Raw genomic sequence first — 20,955 nt, 5'->3', positions numbered from 1 at the left:
AATTTCTGGGGTCACACCGGGATGGTGTGGAATCGCGTTCACACCGTAGCAAACGTGGATTCACGCGTTCAAGGATAGTGAGATTTGCTAACGGAATTTTGACACTCTGGCGAATGGCCTGGTCAGGGCGGGTATTTGCGATGGGTGCCGATTCGGTCGCGGTCGTGGAATGCCGTCGTGACCGGCTTTCCTCTTCGGCGCGGTGCGTACAGCGGTGTTATCGGAACGTATTGTTGGGTGACTGTTCGGGTGCCCGCGTGGATCCACGCAGGGGATTTGCCGTCGGAAAAGTTATCGACGGCAGCGTCACCCACATGCGGACCCGGGTGCCGTTCTCGTCGTGACTGAATTCCAAATCCTCGGTCAGCACCCGCATCATCTCCACGCCGCGGCCGCGATAACCGGGATCGGTCGGGGTGGGAATCCAGCGGCCGAAGTCGGTGACCTCGATGACCACGCGGTCACCTTCGCAGGTGGCGGTGAGGGTGACGCGGCCGGGCTCGGTGTCGCGGTAGGCGTGTTCGACACTGTTGCTGCACGCCTCGTTGGCGGCGGCGACCAGGTCGGCGGCCAGGTCGTGCGGGACGGCGGCCGTCGCGAACCAGCGGTAGAGGTTGCGCCGCAGGCCGGTCAATTCCGATGCGGCAGCGGGAATGTCGAGGTGCAGCGGCTCGGGCGGCTGCCGGTAGACGACCATCGCGACGTCGTCGTCGTAGCCGGCGGGCGGACACAGCCGGGACAGCACGGCGTCGGCGACGTCGCGGGGGAGTGCGCCGCCGGTCTCGCTGAGTACGCCGGCGATCTTGACGAAGCCCTCTTCGATGTCGTACCCGCGTTGCTCGACGAGCCCGTCGGTGAACAGCACCAGCGTCGCGCCCGGCGGCAGCGCCGTGGTGGCCTCCGGCCTGCGCGGGGTGTCGAACGTGGCCAGCGGCACGGCCCGTCCGCCTTCCAGGACCCGGCCCGGTCCGCCGGGCGGCGCGAGGACCGGGGGCATATGGCCGGCATTGGAGTAGCGGACCATGCCGCGCTCGGGATCGAGCACGGCCGCGCACACCGTGGTGCACATGGCGCCGGGGATCCGGGCGGCCACGGCGTCGAGCTCGGCCAGCAGCTGCGCGGGCCCGGCGCCACGCAGCAGCAGAGCCCGTGCCGCCGTACGCAATTGGCCCATCACCACCGCGGCCGACAGGCCACGGCCGACGCAGTCGCCGACCACGACACCGATGGTGCCGTCCCGCAACGGCACCACGTCGTACCAGTCGCCGCCGATCTCGAGCGGCGGCAGCGCGGGCTCGTAGTGCACCGAGAAGCGCGGCGGCAGCTCGATCGGGCCGAGCATCGCGCGCTGCAGGGTGAGCGAGGTCGCGCGGGCCTGATCGAAGTTGCGGGCACGCTGCAGCGCGACGCTCAGATGTCCGACCAGCAGCGAATACAGCGCCCAGTCGGCCGCGCTGATCGCGCGCGGGGCGCCGAAGCGCACCCACAGCGCGGCATCGCCGGTCTCGCCGAGCGGCGCGATCACGGCGTCGACGCCGCCCTCCTCGCCGGTGATGGCCGAGAGGCCGCGCGCCGGCTGCCTGCGCGAGCGATCGAGCAGCGTGCGCACCTCCTCGTCGAGGGTGATCCGTCGCGTGGGGTCCGAGACCGGAGCGGCGACGAATCGCGGTGCGCCCTCGGCACTGTCGGTGGCAGTGGGCTCGGGGAACGGTGGCTCGCCGCAGGAATACACGTCCGGCTGCCCGGTCCGGCTCGGCCACACCGCGACGAGCGCGGTCTGCGCGCCCATCGTCCGGCGCAACTCGTCGAGTCCGACCGCGAGTACCTCCACCATACTGGTCGCCGCGCCCACCGCGGTCGCCAGCCGCGAGGCCGCCTGATCGCGGGCCTGGGCATCGTGCTCGGCGGTGACATCGCGGACGGTGCCGACGAAGATCTGCTCGTTGTTCTCCTGCTTCACCAGCGAGCTGGCGCTCACCGCCAGCCAGCGCTCCCGGCCGTCACGGTGACGCACCGGCATCACGAAACGCGATGCCTCCGTACCGATCTGGGGGTAGCCCGGCTGGTCCGACAGCGCCCACGGATGGGGCAGCCGGTACGGCACATCGTCGGCGCCGTACCCGGTGAGCACCCCGAACGCGGAGTTCACCTCGACGATGGTGCCCTGCGAATCGGCGACGAAGAACCCGTCCTGCAGCGACTCGACCAGCGCCGTGCGGAACGCGTCGCGGCCTGCCAGATCCTCGGCGCGCGAGCGCTGCTGCTCGTAGCGGCGGGTGCCGTCGAGATAACCGCGGGTGGCGATGTCGAGCGCGGCCATCGTCTGCAGCAGGAATTCCAGCGCCACCTCGGCACTGCGTTGATCACCCTCGGCGGCGGTGTACTTCGCGACCGCCCGGAAGTGGTTCTCGGTGAGGTCGAGCAAACTGATGCCCTCGACGAGGGCACGTCTGCCGAGGTCGTACCCCTCGGTCAGGCCCGCCTGGCCGGGCGCGGCGACGTGGCGGCGCAAGGCAGCCGAGTAGTCGTCCAGAAATGCGGCCAGGCCAGCGGTCATCGGCAACCTTTCACGGGCAGGCTCCGCGGAAGCGGGCCGCGAGCACGAGTGCGTCGTCGGTGTCCTTGGCGTCGCGGGCGAGCAGATCGCCCGCGATCGCGGTGGCGGGGCGGGCCAGGTCGATCGACTCGGGGCCGACCGAGACGATCCCGTCGGTCGCCATCAGCAGCAGGTCACCGGGGCGGATCGGTAACGTCTGCGGTTGCAGATGCGAGGGTAACCGGTAGCCGACGATGCCGCCGGTCAGCAGCATGGTCGCCCGTAACTCCGGACCGGCCGGGCCCAGCGTGAGCAGCCGCGACTCGACATTGCCGACACCGAGCCACTGCAATGTCTCGCCGGGACCCATCAGCGCCAGCGAGACCGCGGCGCCGCGGGTTTCGACCATCGCGCGATGACACAGCACCATCAGCACATCCAGCGGTTCGCCGCGGTTGTCGGACAGGATGACCATCGCGCGGTCGGCCGCGTCGGCCGCCGCGGCGCCGTGCCCGAGACCGTCGAGCACGCCGAAGAGCGCGCCACCGTCGCCGGTGTCGAGGACGACGGCACGATCACCGGAGACTTCCTGGCCGGGCAGTGCCCGACCGGCCGTCGACCATTCCGTGCGGCCGATAATCCCGTCTTCATGCACCGTCGGGTACCCACTTCCACATCTCGATCAACGTCCCGCGACCCGGGGCGGAATCGATGGTGAGCCGGTCCATCAGCCTGCGTGCGCCGGGCAGGCCGAGACCGAGGCCACGGCCGGTGGAGTAACCGTCCTCCAGTGCACGAGGGATGTCTCTGATGCCGGGACCCTGGTCCTCGGCCTGGACGACGAGCGCGCGTCTGCCCTCGCGCAGGTCGACGAGCAATCGAATCTCCCCGCTGCCCGCGTAACTGGTGATGTTGCGGGCGATTTCGGAGATGGCGGTGGAGATCATGGTGCGGTCGGTGAGGGTGAAGCCGAGTGTTGCTGCCAGTTCGTGTCCGGCCTGCCGGGCGATGACGATGTCACCGGACACCTTGACCGCGATCGCCACCTGCTCAGCGGCCACTGTCACGGCCTTCTCGTCGGCGCGGGTGCCGGTTCAGCCAGGCGAGGCCCTCTTCCAGATCCAGCGCGGTGTGCATGTCCTCGAAGGTCAGACCGAGTTGCACCATCGCGAAGGCGACCTCGGGCTGTAGACCGACGATGACGGTCTCCGCGCCGCGCAGCTGGGTCATGTGCGCGATGGTGCGCAGCGAGCGCGCGGCGAAGGAGTCCATGACGTCGATCGCGGTGACGTCGACGACGATGCCGGTCGCCCGGTAGTAGCTGACCTGCTTCATCAGGTCGTCCTGGAGTCGCTCGGTATCGGCGTCGGTCAGGGCCGACTGCACGGAAGCGATCAGGAACGTGCCCTGTTTGAGAATGGGTACCGGCATGGTGGCCTGTTCAGCGCCCGTCTCGCTCGCTCAGGCGCTCGGTGCCACGGGAGACCTCGTAGCCGAGCAGCCGCTCGGCCTCTTCGATACCGCCCTGCAGGTCGCCGACCGCGTTCATCTTGGACAGATCGAGGCCGATGGTGACCAGCGTGAGCGCGATCTCCGAGGACAGGCCGGTGATGATGACGTTGGCGCCCATCAGGCCCGACGCGTCGACGGTCTGCACGAGGTGGTTGGCCACCACCGAGTCGATCGCGGGCACACCGGTGATGTCGATGACGACGACCTTGGCGCGATTGGCGCGGATGGCGCGCAGCAGCTGCTCGGTGAGCTGGCGGGCGCGCTGCGAGTCGAGCACACCGATGATCGGCAGGATGAGCAGCTGCTCGCGCACCTGCAGCACCGGCGTCGACAGCTCGCGAATGGCTTCCTGCTGCTGGCGGATGACGCGCTCGCGCTCCTGCACGAACGAGATGGCCACGGTGCTCGCGATGCGGTTGGCCGCGGGTTCGTAGGCGTCGAGGACCTGGTTGAGCAGGTCGAAGTCGGCCTGGTACTTCTCGAACAGCGAGCGGGCGAGGACATCGCGCAGGAGCAGGACGATACCGAGGACCTCGTCGGTCTCGACGCCTCGCGGAATGATGCGCTCGGACAGGTCGCGCGCATAGGCCTGCAGCGCCTCGACGCTACCGGTGACCAGCACCTCGACGTAGTTGTCGTACATCGAGGTCGCCTCGGAGAAGATCTCCTCCGGGGTCATGGCGGTCAGGAGCTCCGCCTCGGTGATCCGCCGTGCCCACTCTTCACGCAGCCCGGTGCGGTTCTGCCGGAGGTGCTCGACCAGTTGCGGCAGCAAGTTGTCTACCGGGCGTGCCGGCAGCGAATCCGCCGAAAGACTCATGGACACCTCGGACATGGAAACTCCTGCCCCTTTCGACGGACATTGTCGGTGCGCACGGCGCGCGTTGACCCGAGCCTACTCATACCCCATCCCTGATGCCGCCCAAACCTGTGGGTTTTCGCCGCGCGCGGGCTACTCCGGGGCGAACCCCCGTTCCAGGGCGCGCAGCGCGCGGTCGAGATAGGCCGTCAGATCGGCGTCGCCGCGCTCGAGCCAGGCGTCGAAAGCGGCCCGCGCGGCGGCCAGCGTGGTGCGCCCGACGGCAAGGGGGACCAGGTCGCCCTCGGTGGTGCCGAGCCGGCGCGCGGCGAACTCGCCGACCGCGCGTTCCCAGGCGTCGTAGTGCGCGCCCGCGCCCGCCGAGAGCGCGGGTACGCCGGAGACCAGGCGCATCCTGGTACGCAGCTCGGGGATGTCTTCGGCGCGGTATCTGTTGGCCGCCACCACGATTCGGCGTACGGCCGCCATCATCGGCTCGTCGTCGGGGACCGCGGCGAAGGCGGCGCGCAGGTCGGCGACCTCGTTGTCGAACTGGTGCCAGAGCACCTCGGCCTTGCTGGGGAAGTACCGGAAGAAGGTGCGTTCGCTGACACCGGCCTCGGCCGCGATGCGTTCGACGGTGATGTCGTCGAATCCGTGCTCGGCGAACAACTTCATCGCGATGACTTCGAGTTCACGGCGCGTGGTGCGCGGTGGGCGACCGCGATGCGCGCGCGGTGTCGGGGCTGACATGGATACAGACTAGGGACTCGGCGCGCCCTTGATTATGTCAGTGACTGTCGTTAATGTCGGAGTCATGTTCGTGGCCCACCTCACATGGCCCGAGGCGGGCACATGTGCCGCCACGGGAGTGATCCTGGTCATCCCGCTCGGCGCCACCGAGCAGCACGGCCCCCACCTGCCCCTGTCCACCGACACCGATATCGCCGCCGCCGTGTGCGCCCTGGCCGCCGCCGAGCGGGCCGATGTCGTGGTCGCGCCCGCTGTTCCCTACGGCGCCAGCGGTGAGCACGCCGGGTTCGCCGGCACCCTGTCGATCGGGCAGGCCGCGCTGGAACTGCTTGTCGTCGAGCTGTGCCGGTCGGCCACCGACACCTTCTCGCGGATCGTGCTGGTCAACGGGCACGGCGGCAATCTCGAGGCGCTGCGCCGCGCCGTGGCGCTGCTGCGGTCGGAGTCGCGCGATGTGCGGCTGTTCTCACCCGGCTACGGCGGCGACCCGCACGCGGGCCGCACCGAGACCTCGATCCAGCTCGCGTTGTCGCCGGAGTACGTGCGCGCCGAGCTGGCCGAACCGGGGAACCGGCGCCCGCTGACCGAACTGCTGCCGCTGCTGCGCACGGGCGGCGTCCGGGCCGTGAGCCCCAACGGAATTCTCGGCGACCCCACCGGGTCGAGCGCCGACGAAGGCGCCGCGCTGCTGCGCGCGGCCACCACCGCACTACTGGAAGACCTGGGCCGATGGTGGCCACAGGATCGTGAGGAAGGACCACTTCGATGAATCCCTGGTTCGAGACCGTCGCCGAGGCGCAGCGCCGCGCCCGCAAGCGCCTGCCGAAATCGGTGTACGGGGCGCTGATCGCGGGCTCCGAACGCGGCCAGACCATCGAGGACAACCAGACCGCCTTCACCGAACTCGGCTTCGCCCCGCACTGCGCGGGCCCGATCGGCGAGCGCGACCAGTCGACCACCGTGCTCGGCCAGCAGGTCTCGATGCCGGTGCTCATCTCGCCGACGGGCGTGCAGGCCGTGCACCCCGACGGTGAGGTCGCCGTCGCCAGGGCCGCCGCCGCGCGCGGTATCGCCATGGGCCTGAGCTCGTTCGCGAGCAAGCCGATCGAAGAGGTCATCGCGGCCAACCCGTCCACGCTGTTCCAGCTGTACTGGTGCGGCAACAAGGATCAGATCCTCGAGCGGATGGCCAGGGCGAAGGCGGCGGGCGCGGTCGGGCTCATCCTGACGCTGGACTGGTCGTTCTCGCACGGCCGGGACTGGGGCAGCCCGGTCATCCCGGAATCGCTGAACCTGCGCACCATGATGAAGTTCGCGCCGCAGACCCTGGCCCGCCCGCGCTGGCTGGCCACCTACCTGCGCTCGGGCTCCATCCCCGATCTGACCGCGCCCAACATGGCGGTCGGCGGCGGCGCGGCGCCGGGCTTCTTCGGCGCCTACGGCGAATGGATGCAGACCCCGGCGCCGGATTGGGACGACGTCGCCTGGATCTGCGCGCAGTGGGACGGTCCGGTGCTGCTCAAGGGCGTGATGCGGGTCGACGACGCGCTGCGCGCGGTCGACGCGGGCGTGGCGGGCATCTCGGTGTCCAACCACGGCGGCAACAACCTCGACGGCACCCCCGCCGCCATCCGGGCGCTGCCGGTACTCGCCGACGCGGTCGGCGACCAGATCGAGGTCGTGCTCGACGGCGGTATCCGCCGCGGCAGCGACGTCGTCAAGGCCGTGGCACTGGGTGCCCGCGCGGTGCTGATCGGCCGCGCCTACCTGTGGGGCCTGGCCGCCAACGGGCAGGCGGGCGTGGAGAACGTGCTCGACATCCTGCGCGGCGGTATCGATTCGGCGCTGCTCGGCCTGCGCAAGACCTCGATCGCCGACCTCGACCGCGGCGACATCATCGTGCCCGCCGGTTTCGAGCGAGCCCTCGGCGTGCCCGCCGACCTCGAACGACCGCTCACCACAGCGGATCTCGTCCAGCAGTAGCACCTGCCCACCGGCGACGGGCCTCGTCCACGACGAGGTCCGTCGCCGGTGTCGTTCGAGGTACGCGAGTCACGGTGCGCCGCTAGGATCGTCGGCGTTCGGTAGCGAATCGAGGGGGACATCGTGAGTGGGGGATCCAGGGGCGAGCGGCGGCGTGCCCGAGTCATGAAGTCGCGCAGCGTGTCCTGCACGCTTCCCGCGGTCGTGGCGATGGCACTCGTCTCGGCGGGATGTGGCACCGGCGCACCGTCACCTCGCGCGGCGGCCACCACGAAACCCCCGGTGACGAGTACGGTGCGGCCGACGACGACCACACCGTCGACCACCACATCGGCCCGCCCTACCACCAGTGCCGCCGCGCAACCGACCGCCGTCGGGATCTGCGTGGAAACGACATCCTCGACTCGCGTGGCCGACAGCCTGTGTGACACCTCCGACAGCCGCTACGCCCGCTTCTGGTATCAGCACACCGACACACTGGTGTACCCGGCGATCGGTGCCGCTGTCGCCCTGGCCGCGGGCAGTTTCCTCCGCCCGTCCGGAACTGGCGTCTACGACCGTGGCGTGCCGGACAGCGGCGGGAAAGTCCAGCGCGGCGGCCTCGGGAACAGCAGGCCCGATTCCGGTGGCGGTAGCAGCGGGTCGTAGCTGGTGGTGCTACCGCCGTGGATGTCTGATTACGCCAGATCCGCGGCGGGCTCGTCGTCAGGCTGTGCCGCACTGCCGCGCCCGGTCGGCCCGAATCCGTTTGCCGCACTGCGGTGATGGTCGATCAGCACGTCGTAGATCTCGGCGAGCGCGGCGAGCTGGCCGCGGTCGAGCACGTCGATCATGTGCCGCCGCACGCTGCGCACGTGGGCGGGCGCCGCGGTCGTGAGGAGCTGTCCGCCCGCGGCGGTGAGCCGGGCGACGGTGCGGCGTTGATCGTGCGGCATCGTCTCCCTGGCCACCAACCCGCGCTTCTGCATGCGGGTGATCTGATGTGAGAGCCTGCTCTGCGACCACTCGAGCGCGCAGGCCAGATCGGCGAAGGTCAGCCGCTGGCCCGGTGCGTCGGCCAGATAGACCAGCACGGAGTACTCCACCCAGCTGAGGTTCGCTGCCCGGCCCGCGTCACGCCCGATCGCCGCGGCGATCAGGTCGCGGGTCCGGACATAGCCCAGCCAGGCACGCATTTCGACATCATCGAGCCACTGTGGATCGGTCACGATCGAGCTCCAGATTCTCCGGTGCAGGCTTCGGATTGGAACGGTGCACGCCCCGCCACCGTCCGGAGAATGGGTAGCACCGTTTGGGTTGAACGTGCAACCTCGATCTTGGTTCAGGCAATTGTCGTGCGTCACATAGGGTTGCCTAACCCGCAGGTGGGTGCGGGTGGTCGATAGGCTTCCGAGTGCTTTGTGACCAGCCACCCGAGGAGTGCGATTCGTGACCGCGCCGGAGTTCCGCTATTCCGATCTGCTGCCGATCGGCGCCGACGACACGCCGTACCGCTTGCTCACCACCGAGGGGGTCAGCACCTTCGAGCACAACGGCCGCACCTTCCTGCAGGTCGAGCCCGAAGCGCTGCGGCTGCTCACCGAGACGGCGATCCACGACATCAGCCACTACCTGCGCCCCGCGCACCTGCGCCAGCTGCGCAAGATCATCGACGATCCGGAGTCCTCGGGTAACGACCGCTTCGTCGCGCTGGACCTGCTCAAGAACCTCAACATCTCCGCGGGCGGCGTGCTGCCGATGTGCCAGGACACCGGCACCGCGATCGTGATGGGCAAGAAGAGCGAGGGCGTGCTCACCGGGGTCGACGACGCCGAGTGGATCAGCCGCGGCGTGTTCGACGCCTACTCCACGCTGAACCTGCGCTACTCCCAGCTCGCCCCGATCACCATGTGGGACGAGAAGAACACCGGCTCCAACCTGCCCGCGCAGATCGAGCTGTACTCGACCGAGGGCACCCCCGACAACCCGGTCTACAAGTTCCTGTTCATGGCCAAGGGTGGTGGTTCGGCCAACAAGTCGTTCCTGTACCAGGAGACCAAGGCCGTCCTGAACCCCGAGCGCATGCTCCAGTTCCTCGACGAGAAGATCCGCTCGCTCGGCACCGCGGCCTGCCCGCCGTACCACCTCGCGGTGGTCATCGGTGGCACCAGCGCCGAATTCGCCTTGAAGACAGCGAAATACGCCTCCGCGCACTACCTGGACAACCTGCCCACCGAGGGCTCGATCACCGGACACGCGTTCCGCGATCTCGAGCTCGAGGAAGAGGTCTTCCAGCTCACCCGTGAGTTCGGCATCGGCGCGCAGTTCGGCGGCAAGTACTTCTGCCACGACGTGCGCGTGGTCCGCCTGCCCCGCCACGGCGCCTCCTGCCCGGTCGCCATCGCGGTGTCCTGCTCGGCCGACCGCCAGGCGCTGGCCAAGATCACCAAGGACGGCATCTTCCTGGAGCAGCTGGAAACCGAACCGGCCCAGTACCTTCCGGAACAGACCGAGGACATCCTCGGCGGCGACGTGGTGAAGATCGACCTCAACCGCCCGATGGACGAGATCCGCGCCGAACTGTCGAAATACCCGGTGAAGACCCGGCTTTCGCTCACCGGCCCGCTGGTCGTCGCCCGCGACATCGCGCACGCCAAGATCAAGGAGCGCCTCGACGCGGGCGAGCCGATGCCGCAGTACCTGCGCGACATGGCCGTCTACTACGCGGGCCCGGCCAAGACCCCCGAGGGCTACGCGTCGGGTTCCTTCGGCCCAACCACCGCGGGCCGCATGGACTCCTACGTCGACCAGTTCCAGGCCGCGGGTGGCTCCATGGTCATGCTCGCCAAGGGCAACCGCTCCGCCCAGGTCACCAAGGCCTGCGACGAACACGGCGGCTTCTACCTCGGCTCCATCGGCGGCCCCGCCGCCCGGCTGGCCCTGGACTGCATCAAGAACGTCGAGGTCTTGGAGTACCCCGAACTCGGCATGGAAGCCGTCTGGAAGATCGACGTCGAGGACTTCCCCGCCTTCATCGTCGTCGACGACAAGGGCAACGACTTCTTCGCCGAAACCTCCAAGCCCATCGCCCTGCGCGTGCGCACCCGTTCCAAAGAACGCGTGTAGTCCGCGAGACCCCGGTGCCCGCTTCTGTGGTGCCGGGGTCTCCGGGTGAGAACCTCGCCGACAGTCGGTCGCTGCGGGTAGTGTGACCCGCGACATATGGTGTGTGAGGCCCGACGGGGGTGTCTATGGCTGCCGGTGGTGTTCCTGAGGGACGGGTCGCGCGCAGCGCGAAACTGGGGCAGCTCGCGGCGGGGCAGGCCGTGCGGGGGGTGGGCAGACGGCTGTCCATGATCGGTCGCACCGAGGAAGCCAGGCAGGTGCTGGCCGAGCGGTCGGCGATGACGACCGCGCAGCAGATCGTCGCGGTGCTGGGGAGCATGAAGGGCTCGGCGATGAAGCTGGGACAGATGGCCTCGGTGCTGGATCTGGACTTCGTGCCCGAAACCCATCGCGAACACTTCCGCCGCCAGCTCGCCGCCCTGCGGGATCAGGCGCCCGCGGTGGCGTTCCCGACGATGCGCCGGGTGATCGAGGACGACCTCGGGCCGCTGGCGCGCACCTTCCGGGATTTCGACGAGACGGCGATCGCGGCCGCCTCGATCGGCCAGGTGCACCGCGCGATCCTGCACGACGGGCGCGAGGTGGCGGTCAAGGTCAAGTATCCGGGGGTGGAGCGCGCCGTCCACGCCGACATCGGCAATCTGGAATTCCTCGGCAGGATGGGCAGGTCCGTGCTGCCCAGCGTGGCCGACAGCGGCGTGCTCGAGGAGATCGCGGACAACCTCCGCAGCGAACTCGACTACCTGCGCGAGGCGCGGACACAGCACCAGGTGGCGCAGCGCTACCGCGGCCACCCCCTGGTGACGATCCCCGACGCCATCGGCGAACACTGCTCCCACAACGTGCTGGTGACCGAGTTCGTCGACGCGAAACCCTTCTCGCACATGCAAACCCTGCCCGACGCCGACCGCGACCGCCTCGGTGAGCTGATCTACCGCTTCTACATCGGCACGCTGTTCGCCGAGTACGAATTCTGCGGCGACCCGCATCCGGGCAATGTGCTGCTCGCCGCCGACGGCAGGCTCGCCTTCGTCGATTTCGGGCTCTACAACCAGATGGACCCCGTGCATGTCGATTTCGAGCGGTCGTGTCTGCGCGCCGCGGCCGAGGATCGACCGGAGGACCTGTACGCGGCCTGGGTCGAGCGCGGCATCATCGACCCGGACGCCGGCGTCACGGTCGAGGAATGCCAGGCCTACGTCTGGGCGGTGACGGGCTGGCATCTGCTGGACGAGGAGGTCACGATCACCCCCGAATTGGCCACCGGCGCAGTGCTGCTCGCCGTCGACCCGCGCTCGTCGGAATTCCAGGGCATGCACCGCCAGTTCCTGCCGCCCGAGCACATCTTCTCCCGGCGCGCCGACCTGTTCACCTTCGCCACCCTCGGCCAATTGCGGGTGACAGCGAACTGGCACCTGCTGGCCAGGGAGTGGCTCTACGGTGAGCCCGCCCACACCGAGATCGGCCGTGAGTTCGAGCGGTGGCGGCGCCGATAGACTCCGCGTATGACGACTGTGCTCGGCCGCGTGGCCGACCGGATACTGGTGACGATGACGGCCGCCGCGGCCGTGACCGCCGTCGGCATCGGCCTCGCCGCCGCCCAGCCGGGCGCCATCGACCAGCGTGAACAGTTCCAGTCCGCCGCGGGCACCGAGGGGCTCGACCCGTCGCTGGCCCTGGCCTACACCCTCGCCGAACAGCAGGCGCACGCCGAGGGCGTTCCCCTGTCGATCACCTCGGGCTACCGCACCCACGAGCAGCAGGAAATGCTGTGGCAGGACGGCCTCGCCACCTACGGCAGCCCCGACGAGGCCCGCCGCTGGGTCTTGCCCCCGGACGAGTCCACCCACGTCTCCGGCCACGCCGTCGACGTCGGCCCCCAGGTCGGCGCCCACTGGCTGGAGACCAACGGCAACCGCTGGGGCCTGTGCCGCACCTTCGACAACGAGTGGTGGCATTTCGAACTGGTCACCGCACCGGGCGCAGCGTGCCCACCCCGCGTACCCGACGCCTCTCAGCGCTGACCGGGCCGGTGTAGGGCGCAGGTCAGAGTGGTCCCGGCTTGTTCGGGCACAGTTCCGTGGTACCACCGTGTTCCTGAGAGACCCACTCCTGCCACATCTTCCGTGTCGGATTTGTCGTCAGCTTCTCGCAGAGTTCGTCCACCCACGCGGCGGGGCCGGGCAGCTCCCAGATCCCGCCGCCGACCTGTGAGGACCAGCCGGTGGGACCGGACCCGGTCTCTGTCGAGACGAAGATGCGCCGCTCGTCGCGGCTCACTTGGATCTCGGTGCCCTCTCCCGTAGCAGTAGCGTCGACCGCATCGCCGATCTGGGTCCCCGAGGCAACGTCCCAGAACCGCACTGTTCGATCCGTCCCGACAGAGACGAGGTATCGCCCGTCGCTTCCGTAGGTCAGATCGGCGGCGGCATGGCCTCGGCCTCGAATCTGCGGCCCGACGGGTTCAGTGCTGTCAGCGTCGAATTCTTGGATGTAGTTGTAGTCGGCTACGGCGAATCGCCTGCCATCGGATCTGATCGCCATGGCGGTGGGGCTCGCGCCCGTCGGCAGATCGTCGATCGACTGCTGGGTCTCGGCATTCCAGACCCGGACCGAACGAAAGTCCCGGGTATAGATTCGGTCGCCGTCAGGACTGAATTCGACCTGCTGGACGCCGTATTTGTGGCCGCCCATCGGTTCGCCGGTCGACGTCCCCTGCCGCCAATCCCATAGGCGCACTGCCTTGTCCTCACCGGCGGTCGCCAGGAACTTCCCGTCGGGGCTGAACGTCATGTCGTTGACTTGCCCACCAGGGATTTCGAGTGAGCTCCCGACGGTTTGCCCGTTCGACGGGTCGAGGACGCGGACGGCGTCGCGCGACGCCACCGCGAGCCAGCGGCGATCCGGGCTGAACGATATCTTCGCCACCGACCGGAAGACATCGGATACCACGGGCGCCCCGATCTGTTCACCGGTATCGACGTTCAACCACCGCATCGTGCCATCGTTGAACTGGATGATGCGTGGACCGTCTCCGGTGTTCACGAGCCCGTAGAGCCCGTGTCCCGATGCGGCCCTGCTACCCGTCACTTCGGTGCTGAGGCCGGAGCCAGGGCCTGCGGAGACAATCTGGACATCATCAGGAGAAATGGCGACTATCCGGTCGTCGCGTGGGGTGAAGGCAAGTCCGAAGATCGATGATTGCAGGGTGATCGGCTCACCGACGGGGTCACCGGTGCGCGCGTCCCACTGGTGGACGGCGTGGTCCATGCCGCCGGTGGCGATCGTGGTTCCCTGTGTGCTGAAAGCTATCGACCAGATGGCTTCGAACGTTCCTGGAGCAGGCTTTCCGACGGGGGCGCCGTTCTCGGCGTTCCATATCCACAGTGGCGCATTGTTGTTCGCCATCGCACGTATTCCTCCAGCGGCGACTGTCCGGCCGTCCGGGCTCAACGCCACGCTGAACAAGGCAGCGTCGTCTTCAGTGTGTAGTGGTGTGCCCACCGGCTCTGCGTTGTCGGTGTCCCACAGCCGGACGGTATTGTCCGTTCCGGCCGATGCCAGACGCTGCCCGTCCCGGCTGAAGGTCAGCGCTTTGACCTCCCCACTGTGGCCCTCGATCGGGATCTGCTGTCCAGTCGATACATCCCAGAGCAGCAGCTTGCCATTGTCGTCGATCGCGGCGATCCGTCTCCCCTCGGCATCGACGGCCACCTTGCCGACATATTCGTCCCCTCCTTTCATCGGCTGGCCGATGTACTCGGTGGTCTTCGTGTCCCACACGCGGATCTGCGTGCCATCGCTCACCATCGCGAAGAACCGTCCGTCCGGGCTCAACGCGTGGACTTTCCTGTCCCGGTCGGTGAGAGGCGCCCCGATCCGTGTGCCGCTTTCGGTGTCCCACAGTTGGTATCCCTGCTCAGTGAAACTGACCATCCGCTGACCGTTGTCGCTGACCAGTCCCCCCAACGAATCGAAGACCTGCGCGACCCGTGGTTTTTCGGTCAGTACGCTCAACAACGCGCCTGCGCCCTCGTGTGCCGAAAGCTGCCGCGCTGCCAGCGCTTTGACAACGACTTCGAGATCACTGCCAGGGCGCCCACCAGCCAGCATCGCCTGCACCTGCGAGGTCAGCCGTCCGGCCAAGGCGTCGCGAGTGCGGACCTCGGCTTCGAGGCGTTTCGCGTCGGCCTGATTTCGGGCAACGAGAGCGACGACAGAGGCGACGATTGCGACCAGGGCCACGACCAGCGTCACCGCGAGCACGACGCGGAGAACCTTCGCCCGTGACCGCAAAGCCACTGTGTACGCTTCCGCTTCGTCCCGGCGCTCCTGGGCGATGCGCAGCTCGGTCTCGGTTCGCCGGCGCTCGGCATCGGCCTGGGCTTGCTCTTGTGCCCGCGACGCCTCGAGGAATTCCGCGGCGTGCCGTACCCGGTCACGGAACAGGGAATGGCCTGCGAGTTGTCGTGCGGTGGCAAGGCGCGCGCCTTCGAACAGCCATTCGGGGCTTCGCTCGTTGAGCTCCCACTCGGCGGCAGCTCGGTCCAGGTTGTCGACCGCCTTGAGATCCTCGGCGTACTCGGACAGCCACTGTGCGAGCGAGTCCCATTGCCTCAGTAGGCTTTCCAAGGCGACCTCGACCACCAGCGCACCCCCGCGCTCGTCCTTGACGAGCAGTCGGCGGGCGACCATCGCGTCGATCAACGCGTGACTGTCCGAGGGGAGCTCGTCCCAGCGTGCGACACGGCGAGAGGGTGCGTCGGTGTCCTGGTCGATCGTGGCCAGCCAGGGAATGAACGCGCTGCGTAGTGTGTCCAGCTGTCGGGCACGCACGCGGGGATCCACGGCCAGCAGCGTGTCGACCTCGGCTTGGACGATGCGTTCCATCCCGCCCATGGACTCGTAGTCGGCGAGGGCGAGCCTACCGGTGCTGCCGTAGTCGAGATACAGCCGCGACAACGTCAACGCCAGTAGCGGCAGGCTGTCCGCACCGCCGGTGGCATCGTCGAGAAGGCGCGCCACCAGCGCGGGATCGAGGCTCAGCCGCAGCCCCGCGGCGGTGGCCCGGTCGGCCGGGCCGGTGATCACGCCCTTGTACTCGGTGACCGGCGGCGGCTTGAGGTCGCCGAACTCCCGTGCGCGGACCGCGAGCAATTCGGGTGCCTGCTGCAGGGCCTCGTAGCGGTCCGCCCGGATTGTCATCGCCACGATCAGCTGCAGTTCATCGGTCTCGCCGGTGCGCAGCAGCGCACCAAGCAGGGCCAGAAATGCACCGGCCTCCGCACCGGCCTCCGCGGAGAACAGCTCCTCGCCCTGGTCGATCGGCACCACCACTGTCGGTAGGCCGTCATCGTCGGCGGCCTCGAGCTGGGACTCGCGCAGCCACCGGGAGAGCCGGTCGGCGGCGGCGTCACGACAAGCGGCTTTGACTTCGCCGAGTGTCGGTCCCGCAGGGTCGGACTGTGAACGCAGGTGCCAGATGGCGTGGGCCAGACCCTGATCGCCGGTCAGCGGTTCCCGTTCCGGACGCACGATCTCGGACACCAGGAAGTTCGCCGGGTCTCGGCGCAGCCGTGGCAGCAGGCCGGCACGCAGGAACGACGACTTGCCGACGCCGGACGGGCCCAGGATCACGAACAGCCCCTCGACCGCCGTGGCGCGCATCCCGCGCAGTGTGTCCATCCCGCGCAGGATCTGTGGATCGCGGCCGAAGAACACCGCAGCGTCGACGTTCTCCATCGACTGCCACCCGCGGTACGGCGCTCGCGCCGGGTCGTTCTCCGGCGGCCACGGGAAGTGTTCGGCCCCGATCCCTGCTCGGCGCAGCCCACGCAGGAGCTGCGCCAAGCCATCGGTGCAGAAATCCACCGATTCGCCGTTGCCGGCGGCGACGGTGGTGACGCGGTCACCGTTCGGGAACAGGTCGCAGATCTGCCACTCGCGCACGCCCGTGCCCTGGGCGGCCGGGTCGATGCGGGCGCAGAACACGCGCTTGTTCAGAGATTCCGCGAGCCTGGCCTCGGCGAGGCATTCCGGCGAGTTCTCCCACTGCGGGGAGATCAGGCAGATGACGGCCTCGCAGCGGTCCATCGCGCGAGTCAGCTCGGCCTTCCATCGCACTCCCGGCGCGATTTTGGCTTCGGGATCGATGTCGAGAAAGATCTGTCCCCGCAGGCTCGGCTCGCTGTCGGTCAGCCACCTGAACAGCGCCTGTGCGGCCGTACTGTTCCAGCGGGAGTGGCTGAGGAACACGCGATCCATGGTTCAACGGTGCTGCGGGCTCGCGGCGGCGTCGCGAGTACGGGACTACTCGATCTTCGCGGCGCCGAGATCCCCTGACGCCCGCGAGCCGGGCAGCGTGACGCGTGCCCGGCTCGATGTGCCTCAGCGGAGGGTGGCGAAGAAGGTGCGGATGTCGGTGACGTGGGCTGTGGGTTCCTCCATGGCGACGAAGTGGTTGCCGGGGTTGCCCGACGGCCAGTGGGTGATCTTGTTGTCGCGGTCGGCGAGTTTGCGCATCAGGGGTGAGCCGCCGCCGTAGACGCCGGTCGGGACCAGGTTCTGGCCGGTGGGCCAGGCGAAGCCGCCGTCGCGCAGGCCGTTGTACATCGGCCAGGACGAGGTGCCCGTGGTCTGGGTGAACCAGTAGATCGCGATGTTGGTGAGCAGGTGGTCGCGGTCGATCACGTCCTCGGCCAGATCGGCCATCGGGGTGAACTCCTGGTACTTCTGCATCAGCCAGGCCAGCAGTGCCACCGGGGAATCGTTCCAGCCGAGGGCGAAGGTTTGCGGGGCGGCGCGGAGCAGGGTGTGGTGGTCGATGCCGCCGGTCATCCACTGCTGCATCGCCTCCCATTGCCCGAGGTCCTCGTCCGACATCGTCGGGACGTCGGCGTCTGTCGGCATACCGATCCCGCCGTCGACATGCACGCCGATGACATGCTCGGGTGCGGCGAGCGCCATCTCGGGGGCGATGTAGGCGCCGAGGTCACCGCCCTGGGTGCCGTAGCGCTCGTAGCCGAGGCGTTCCATCAGGGTCGTCCACATGCGGGCCACCCGGGCCGTGCTCATCCCGGTGTCGCGCGGCGCTGCCGAGAAGGCGAAGCCGGGGACCGACGGCACCACGACGTGGAAGGCGAGGGCCGGATCGAGGCCGTGGGCCCGCGGATCGGTCAGCGGGCCGATGGTGCGGGTGAATTCGACGAACGACAGCGGCCAGCCGTGGGTGAGCAGCAGCGGCACCGCATCGGGCTCGGGGGAGCGGACGTGCAGGAAGTGCACGTCGAGGCCGTCGATCTCGGTGACGAACTGCGGAAACTCGTTGAGCGCGGATTCCTGTGCGCGCCAATCGAAGTCCTCGGCCCAGTACCGCGCCAGTTCGCGCAGGTAGTCGGTCGGCACGCCGCGATCCCAGCCCGCACCCGGCAGTGGCGCAGCCCAGCGGGTCCGGCGCAGGCGATCGCGCAGGTCGTCGAGGTCGGACTGCGGGATGTCGATACGGAAGGGGCGAATGGTCGTCATGCGAACTCCTCGGTCGGTGTGTTCACCACGGTAGAAGTCATCTAGGACAGAATCGGTCCTAGATGGAGAGGAGAATTTCCGACATGACCGATACCGCTGCCCGCCTGCTCCGTTTGCTCTCGTTGCTGCAGATGCCCCGCGAATGGCCGGGCAGCGAGCTCGCCGGGCGGCTCGGCGTCACCGACCGCACGGTCCGCCGCGATGTCGACCGGCTCCGCGAGCTGGGCTATCCCGTGGTGGCGGCCATGGGCGCGACCGGTGGATACCGGCTCACCGCCGGATCGGCCCTGCCGCCGCTGGTGCTCGACGAGGACGAAGCGGTCGCCGTCGCGGTCGGCCTGCGGGTCGCGGCCGGGCAAGCTGTCGCCGGCATCGAGGACGCCTCCGTACGCGCGCTGACCAAGCTCGAGCAGGTGCTGCCCCCGAAGCTGCGCAGGCGGGTACGGGTGGTCGGCGCTGCCGTCGCGGTGCGCGCGGGCACCGGTCCCGCGGTCGACCCGGAGGTGCTGACCGCCCTCGCCGCCGCGGTGAGCAATCGGGAACGGCTGCGGCTGCGCTACCGGGACGCGGCCGGTACGGAGTCGCGCCGTCACGTCGAACCGGTGGGTGTCGCGGCGGCGGGCAGGCGCTGGTATCTGGTCGCCTACGACCTCGATCGTGCGGCGTGGCGCAGCTTTCGCGCCGATCGCATCGAGAGTCCGCAGCCCACCGGCGCCCGCATCGTCGTGCGGCAGCTGCCCGCCGCGAATGCCACCGAATACGTGGGCGGGTTCCGGACCGATTGGGGCACACCGGAATACCGGGTCGACGTGACGATCGAGGCGCCGCTGCGGCGGGTCGCGGGCAGGCTCGGCGAGACCGTGGACGCGCTGGTCGCCGACGGCGACATCGTGTGCAGGCTCACCGAGATCCGCGACGACGACCCGGAATGGCTTGCGGTGCAATTGATGTCACTGGGCGTACCCTTCCGCGTGCACGATTCGCCCGAACTGAGCATCAGGTTGCGGCAGCTGGCGGAGCGCGTCGCGAACGCGCTGGAAGAATGAACCGTGCTACAGCCTGCCCGCGTCAACGAGCACCCGGCGCGACTGGGCGAAGAGCATGCCGACATTGACCGTCTTGCGACAGACCACCACGACCACGAGATCATCGCGGCTCTCGGCGCGCAGGAACAGGTGGGTGAGGTTGTCGTCGCTGCGGACGCCGCGCCGTTCCTTCCAGATGTCCTCGATCATCACCACATGCGGCCCTGGAACAGGTCGAGGGTGGCGGCCGCGAGCAGGTCGAGGACCTCGGGCGGGTGGTTGTCGACGGTCTCCACCGACAGCAGCATGCTGGTCGACAAGTCGATGACGCCCGCCGCGACGCAGTCGGGTACTTCGGTCCGCAGCGATTTCACCGTCGCGCCGAGCCGTTCGGCCAAGGTGGCGGGGGTGCCGTTGGGGTTCATGAGGTCCTTTCGGTTCTCCGCCGTCGCGAAGAGTCGGGCACGTCCACGGCGCTCGCGGACGGGGAAGCGGCCTGCGGTGGGCGCGGCCGCAGAGTGTCGTTGATTCCGCTGGCGCCACGGCGACGGCGGGGGAGTGCCGGGTCGACCATCCCTGTGTCCGCGGTGCCGGGGGGTGGGTCGGCGGCCCGCGGGGCGGGGATGGTCAGCTGGTCGCAGGCGAGGAGGCGAGCGACCTCGACGGTGACCGGGTAGAGCGGGCGGCCGAGCAGGAACGCCAGATCGCGGCAGCTGCGGGTGCCGTCGACCAGGCGCAGAACAGCGGCGCTGTCACTTTGGGCACGCCGCGAACGACCGAACTCGGTGAGTGCCAACAGGTTCCGGTGCGGCGAGAAGCCCGCGTGGGCGAGCGCGCCCAGTCGGCGTGCGGTCTCGCCGAGCAGCCACTCGGATTCGTAGCCGGGATCGTCACCCGCGAAGACCTCCGGGTCGGCGTCGATCCAGTGGCAGCGATCGATCCAGCCCGCCGCGATGGCGAACAGGCCGTCGACGGTCGCCGTCATCCGCAGCAGGCGGGCGTGGGCCGCGCCGAGCGGCTGCTCCTCGCAGTCGAGAACGTCGAAACCCGGTGCGCCGCTCGTGTTCACGGCGACGACCCGGCCGTCGGCGAACCGGATGTCACCGCCCGGTTCGCCGGTGACCCGCAGGACGCCGGAGCGTCGGCCCGTGCCGGCGTCGGTGAGTGCGGTGTCGAGCGGACGGGTGGTGTCCCGCAGGGGGACGGGTAGCTGCATGGTGGTCACATCCCGCGGTGGGCAGGGGAAGGTCGGCGCCGGATCGAGGGAATGGCGACCTCGGCGCAGGCGGGCCAGCAACGGCCACCGACCAATTCCGGCGAGTATTTCCGGCACCTTCATCGGGTTGGGTCGGCCGAGTTCCGGCGAACTCAGCGCATCGGTGAATGCGGCGACCACGACAGGCCGGAACGCACAAGTGCTCGGCTCCGCGCGGTAGCGGGAATCTGCCGGTCGAACCGGGGTGAAAGGTGTTGATTCTGTCGATACCGCACAACGATCCCCTGAAGACTTGCTGACGGCGTGCGGTGTCGACCGCACCGTGATCGTGCCGGCCCGACCGGGTCGCCGCCGTCACGTGAGCAAAATCCTGACAGCACAGAGGATTTCGAGCAACCGATTCCGAGAAATTCGATTCGACGATTCTCGATAGAGAAAACCGGTCGGTCTCGGGTGTCCGGCAATTCCCTGGCCACCATGCCCCCGCGGCCGCGTGGTGGCG

19 protein-coding genes are annotated in these 20,955 nt (G+C 68.8%); 7 read left to right on the top strand and 12 right to left on the bottom strand.

Annotated features, from left to right (window positions below):
• Positions 1–217 precede the first annotated feature (217 nt).
• The 6 genes from ACWF82_RS18015 to mftR form a co-directional block, all read right to left on the bottom strand.
• Complete coding sequence (locus ACWF82_RS18015) at positions 218–2,557, bottom strand: SpoIIE family protein phosphatase (protein ID WP_452502458.1); 2,340 nt, start codon at positions 2,555–2,557, stop codon at positions 218–220.
• 10 nt (positions 2,558–2,567) lie between these two features.
• Positions 2,568–3,191 (bottom strand): PP2C family serine/threonine-protein phosphatase, encoded by a 624-nt coding sequence (locus ACWF82_RS18010; RefSeq protein ID WP_189023053.1) that lies wholly within the window; start codon positions 3,189–3,191, stop codon positions 2,568–2,570.
• Positions 3,184–3,597 (bottom strand): ATP-binding protein, encoded by a 414-nt coding sequence (locus tag ACWF82_RS18005; protein WP_189024773.1) that lies wholly within the window; start codon positions 3,595–3,597, stop codon positions 3,184–3,186. The genes ACWF82_RS18010 and ACWF82_RS18005 overlap by 8 nt, the downstream gene beginning before the upstream one ends.
• Positions 3,587–3,967 carry an STAS domain-containing protein gene (locus tag ACWF82_RS18000; RefSeq protein WP_452502456.1) on the bottom strand — a complete coding sequence of 127 codons (381 nt, stop codon included), beginning with the start codon at positions 3,965–3,967 and terminating at the stop codon, positions 3,587–3,589. Before ACWF82_RS18000 ends, ACWF82_RS18005 begins: the two co-directional genes overlap by 11 nt.
• A gap of 10 nt (positions 3,968–3,977) precedes the next feature.
• Positions 3,978–4,883, bottom strand: coding sequence for an STAS domain-containing protein (locus ACWF82_RS17995; protein ID WP_189023050.1), 906 nt, complete (start codon positions 4,881–4,883; stop codon positions 3,978–3,980).
• 117 nt (positions 4,884–5,000) lie between these two features.
• The gene (gene mftR / locus ACWF82_RS17990; protein WP_452502454.1) at positions 5,001–5,600 is read right to left on the bottom strand and encodes a mycofactocin system transcriptional regulator; all 600 of its coding nucleotides are present in this window, start codon (positions 5,598–5,600) and stop codon (positions 5,001–5,003) included.
• Positions 5,601–5,664: 64 nt separating this feature from the next.
• Between mftR and mftE the strand changes: the two genes are divergently transcribed.
• The 3 genes from mftE (at position 5,665) to ACWF82_RS17975 (ending at position 8,231) form a co-directional block, all read left to right on the top strand.
• Positions 5,665–6,369 carry a mycofactocin biosynthesis peptidyl-dipeptidase MftE gene (gene mftE / locus ACWF82_RS17985; RefSeq protein WP_452502452.1) on the top strand — a complete coding sequence of 235 codons (705 nt, stop codon included), beginning with the start codon at positions 5,665–5,667 and terminating at the stop codon, positions 6,367–6,369.
• Positions 6,366–7,583: a pre-mycofactocin synthase MftD gene (gene mftD / locus ACWF82_RS17980; RefSeq protein ID WP_452502450.1), complete on the top strand. Its 1,218-nt coding sequence runs from the start codon at positions 6,366–6,368 to the stop codon at positions 7,581–7,583. Before mftE ends, mftD begins: the two co-directional genes overlap by 4 nt.
• A 165-nt stretch (positions 7,584–7,748) precedes the next feature.
• The gene (locus tag ACWF82_RS17975) at positions 7,749–8,231 is read left to right on the top strand and encodes a hypothetical protein (protein ID WP_452502448.1); all 483 of its coding nucleotides are present in this window, start codon (positions 7,749–7,751) and stop codon (positions 8,229–8,231) included.
• 29 nt (positions 8,232–8,260) lie between these two features.
• Here the strand turns inward: ACWF82_RS17975 and ACWF82_RS17970 are convergent, their stop codons facing one another.
• A complete protein-coding gene (locus tag ACWF82_RS17970; RefSeq protein ID WP_452502447.1) occupies positions 8,261–8,791 on the bottom strand; it encodes a MarR family winged helix-turn-helix transcriptional regulator in 531 nt (176 codons plus the stop codon).
• Between the two features lie 220 nt (positions 8,792–9,011).
• On the opposite strand from ACWF82_RS17970, the gene ACWF82_RS17965 reads away from it, so the two are divergent.
• The 3 genes from ACWF82_RS17965 (at position 9,012) to ACWF82_RS17955 (ending at position 12,712) form a co-directional block, all read left to right on the top strand.
• Complete coding sequence (locus ACWF82_RS17965) at positions 9,012–10,688, top strand: fumarate hydratase (RefSeq protein WP_452502445.1); 1,677 nt, start codon at positions 9,012–9,014, stop codon at positions 10,686–10,688.
• A gap of 125 nt (positions 10,689–10,813) precedes the next feature.
• Positions 10,814–12,184 carry an ABC1 kinase family protein gene (locus ACWF82_RS17960; RefSeq protein WP_452502443.1) on the top strand — a complete coding sequence of 457 codons (1,371 nt, stop codon included), beginning with the start codon at positions 10,814–10,816 and terminating at the stop codon, positions 12,182–12,184.
• A 9-nt stretch (positions 12,185–12,193) separates the two neighbouring features.
• Positions 12,194–12,712: a M15 family metallopeptidase gene (locus tag ACWF82_RS17955; protein WP_452502441.1), complete on the top strand. Its 519-nt coding sequence runs from the start codon at positions 12,194–12,196 to the stop codon at positions 12,710–12,712.
• Positions 12,713–12,734: 22 nt separating this feature from the next.
• Here the strand turns inward: ACWF82_RS17955 and ACWF82_RS17950 are convergent, their stop codons facing one another.
• Together ACWF82_RS17950 and ACWF82_RS17945 are read right to left on the bottom strand one after the other, a co-directional pair.
• Positions 12,735–16,952: an nSTAND1 domain-containing NTPase gene (locus tag ACWF82_RS17950; RefSeq protein WP_452502439.1), complete on the bottom strand. Its 4,218-nt coding sequence runs from the start codon at positions 16,950–16,952 to the stop codon at positions 12,735–12,737.
• A gap of 123 nt (positions 16,953–17,075) precedes the next feature.
• Positions 17,076–18,212, bottom strand: coding sequence for an epoxide hydrolase family protein (locus tag ACWF82_RS17945; RefSeq protein WP_452502437.1), 1,137 nt, complete (start codon positions 18,210–18,212; stop codon positions 17,076–17,078).
• 83 nt (positions 18,213–18,295) lie between these two features.
• Between ACWF82_RS17945 and ACWF82_RS17940 the strand changes: the two genes are divergently transcribed.
• Entirely contained in the window at positions 18,296–19,258 is a 963-nt protein-coding gene (locus tag ACWF82_RS17940; RefSeq protein WP_452502435.1) for a helix-turn-helix transcriptional regulator, read from the top strand.
• Between the two features lie 6 nt (positions 19,259–19,264).
• Here the strand turns inward: ACWF82_RS17940 and ACWF82_RS17935 are convergent, their stop codons facing one another.
• The 3 genes from ACWF82_RS17935 to ACWF82_RS17925 are packed head-to-tail and all read right to left on the bottom strand — an operon-like array spanning position 19,265 to position 20,633.
• Complete coding sequence (locus tag ACWF82_RS17935; RefSeq protein WP_452502434.1) at positions 19,265–19,447, bottom strand: hypothetical protein; 183 nt, start codon at positions 19,445–19,447, stop codon at positions 19,265–19,267.
• The gene (locus tag ACWF82_RS17930; RefSeq protein WP_452502432.1) at positions 19,447–19,662 is read right to left on the bottom strand and encodes a hypothetical protein; all 216 of its coding nucleotides are present in this window, start codon (positions 19,660–19,662) and stop codon (positions 19,447–19,449) included. The genes ACWF82_RS17935 and ACWF82_RS17930 overlap by 1 nt, the downstream gene beginning before the upstream one ends.
• Positions 19,659–20,633, bottom strand: coding sequence for a hypothetical protein (locus ACWF82_RS17925; RefSeq protein WP_452502430.1), 975 nt, complete (start codon positions 20,631–20,633; stop codon positions 19,659–19,661). Before ACWF82_RS17925 ends, ACWF82_RS17930 begins: the two co-directional genes overlap by 4 nt.
• Positions 20,634–20,955 lie beyond the last annotated feature (322 nt).

The sequence above is a fragment of the Nocardia sp. NPDC055053 genome (assembly GCF_053608285.1).
The sequence above is the reverse complement of the archived record's forward strand: the minus strand, read 5'-3'. Positions and strand labels throughout refer to the sequence as shown.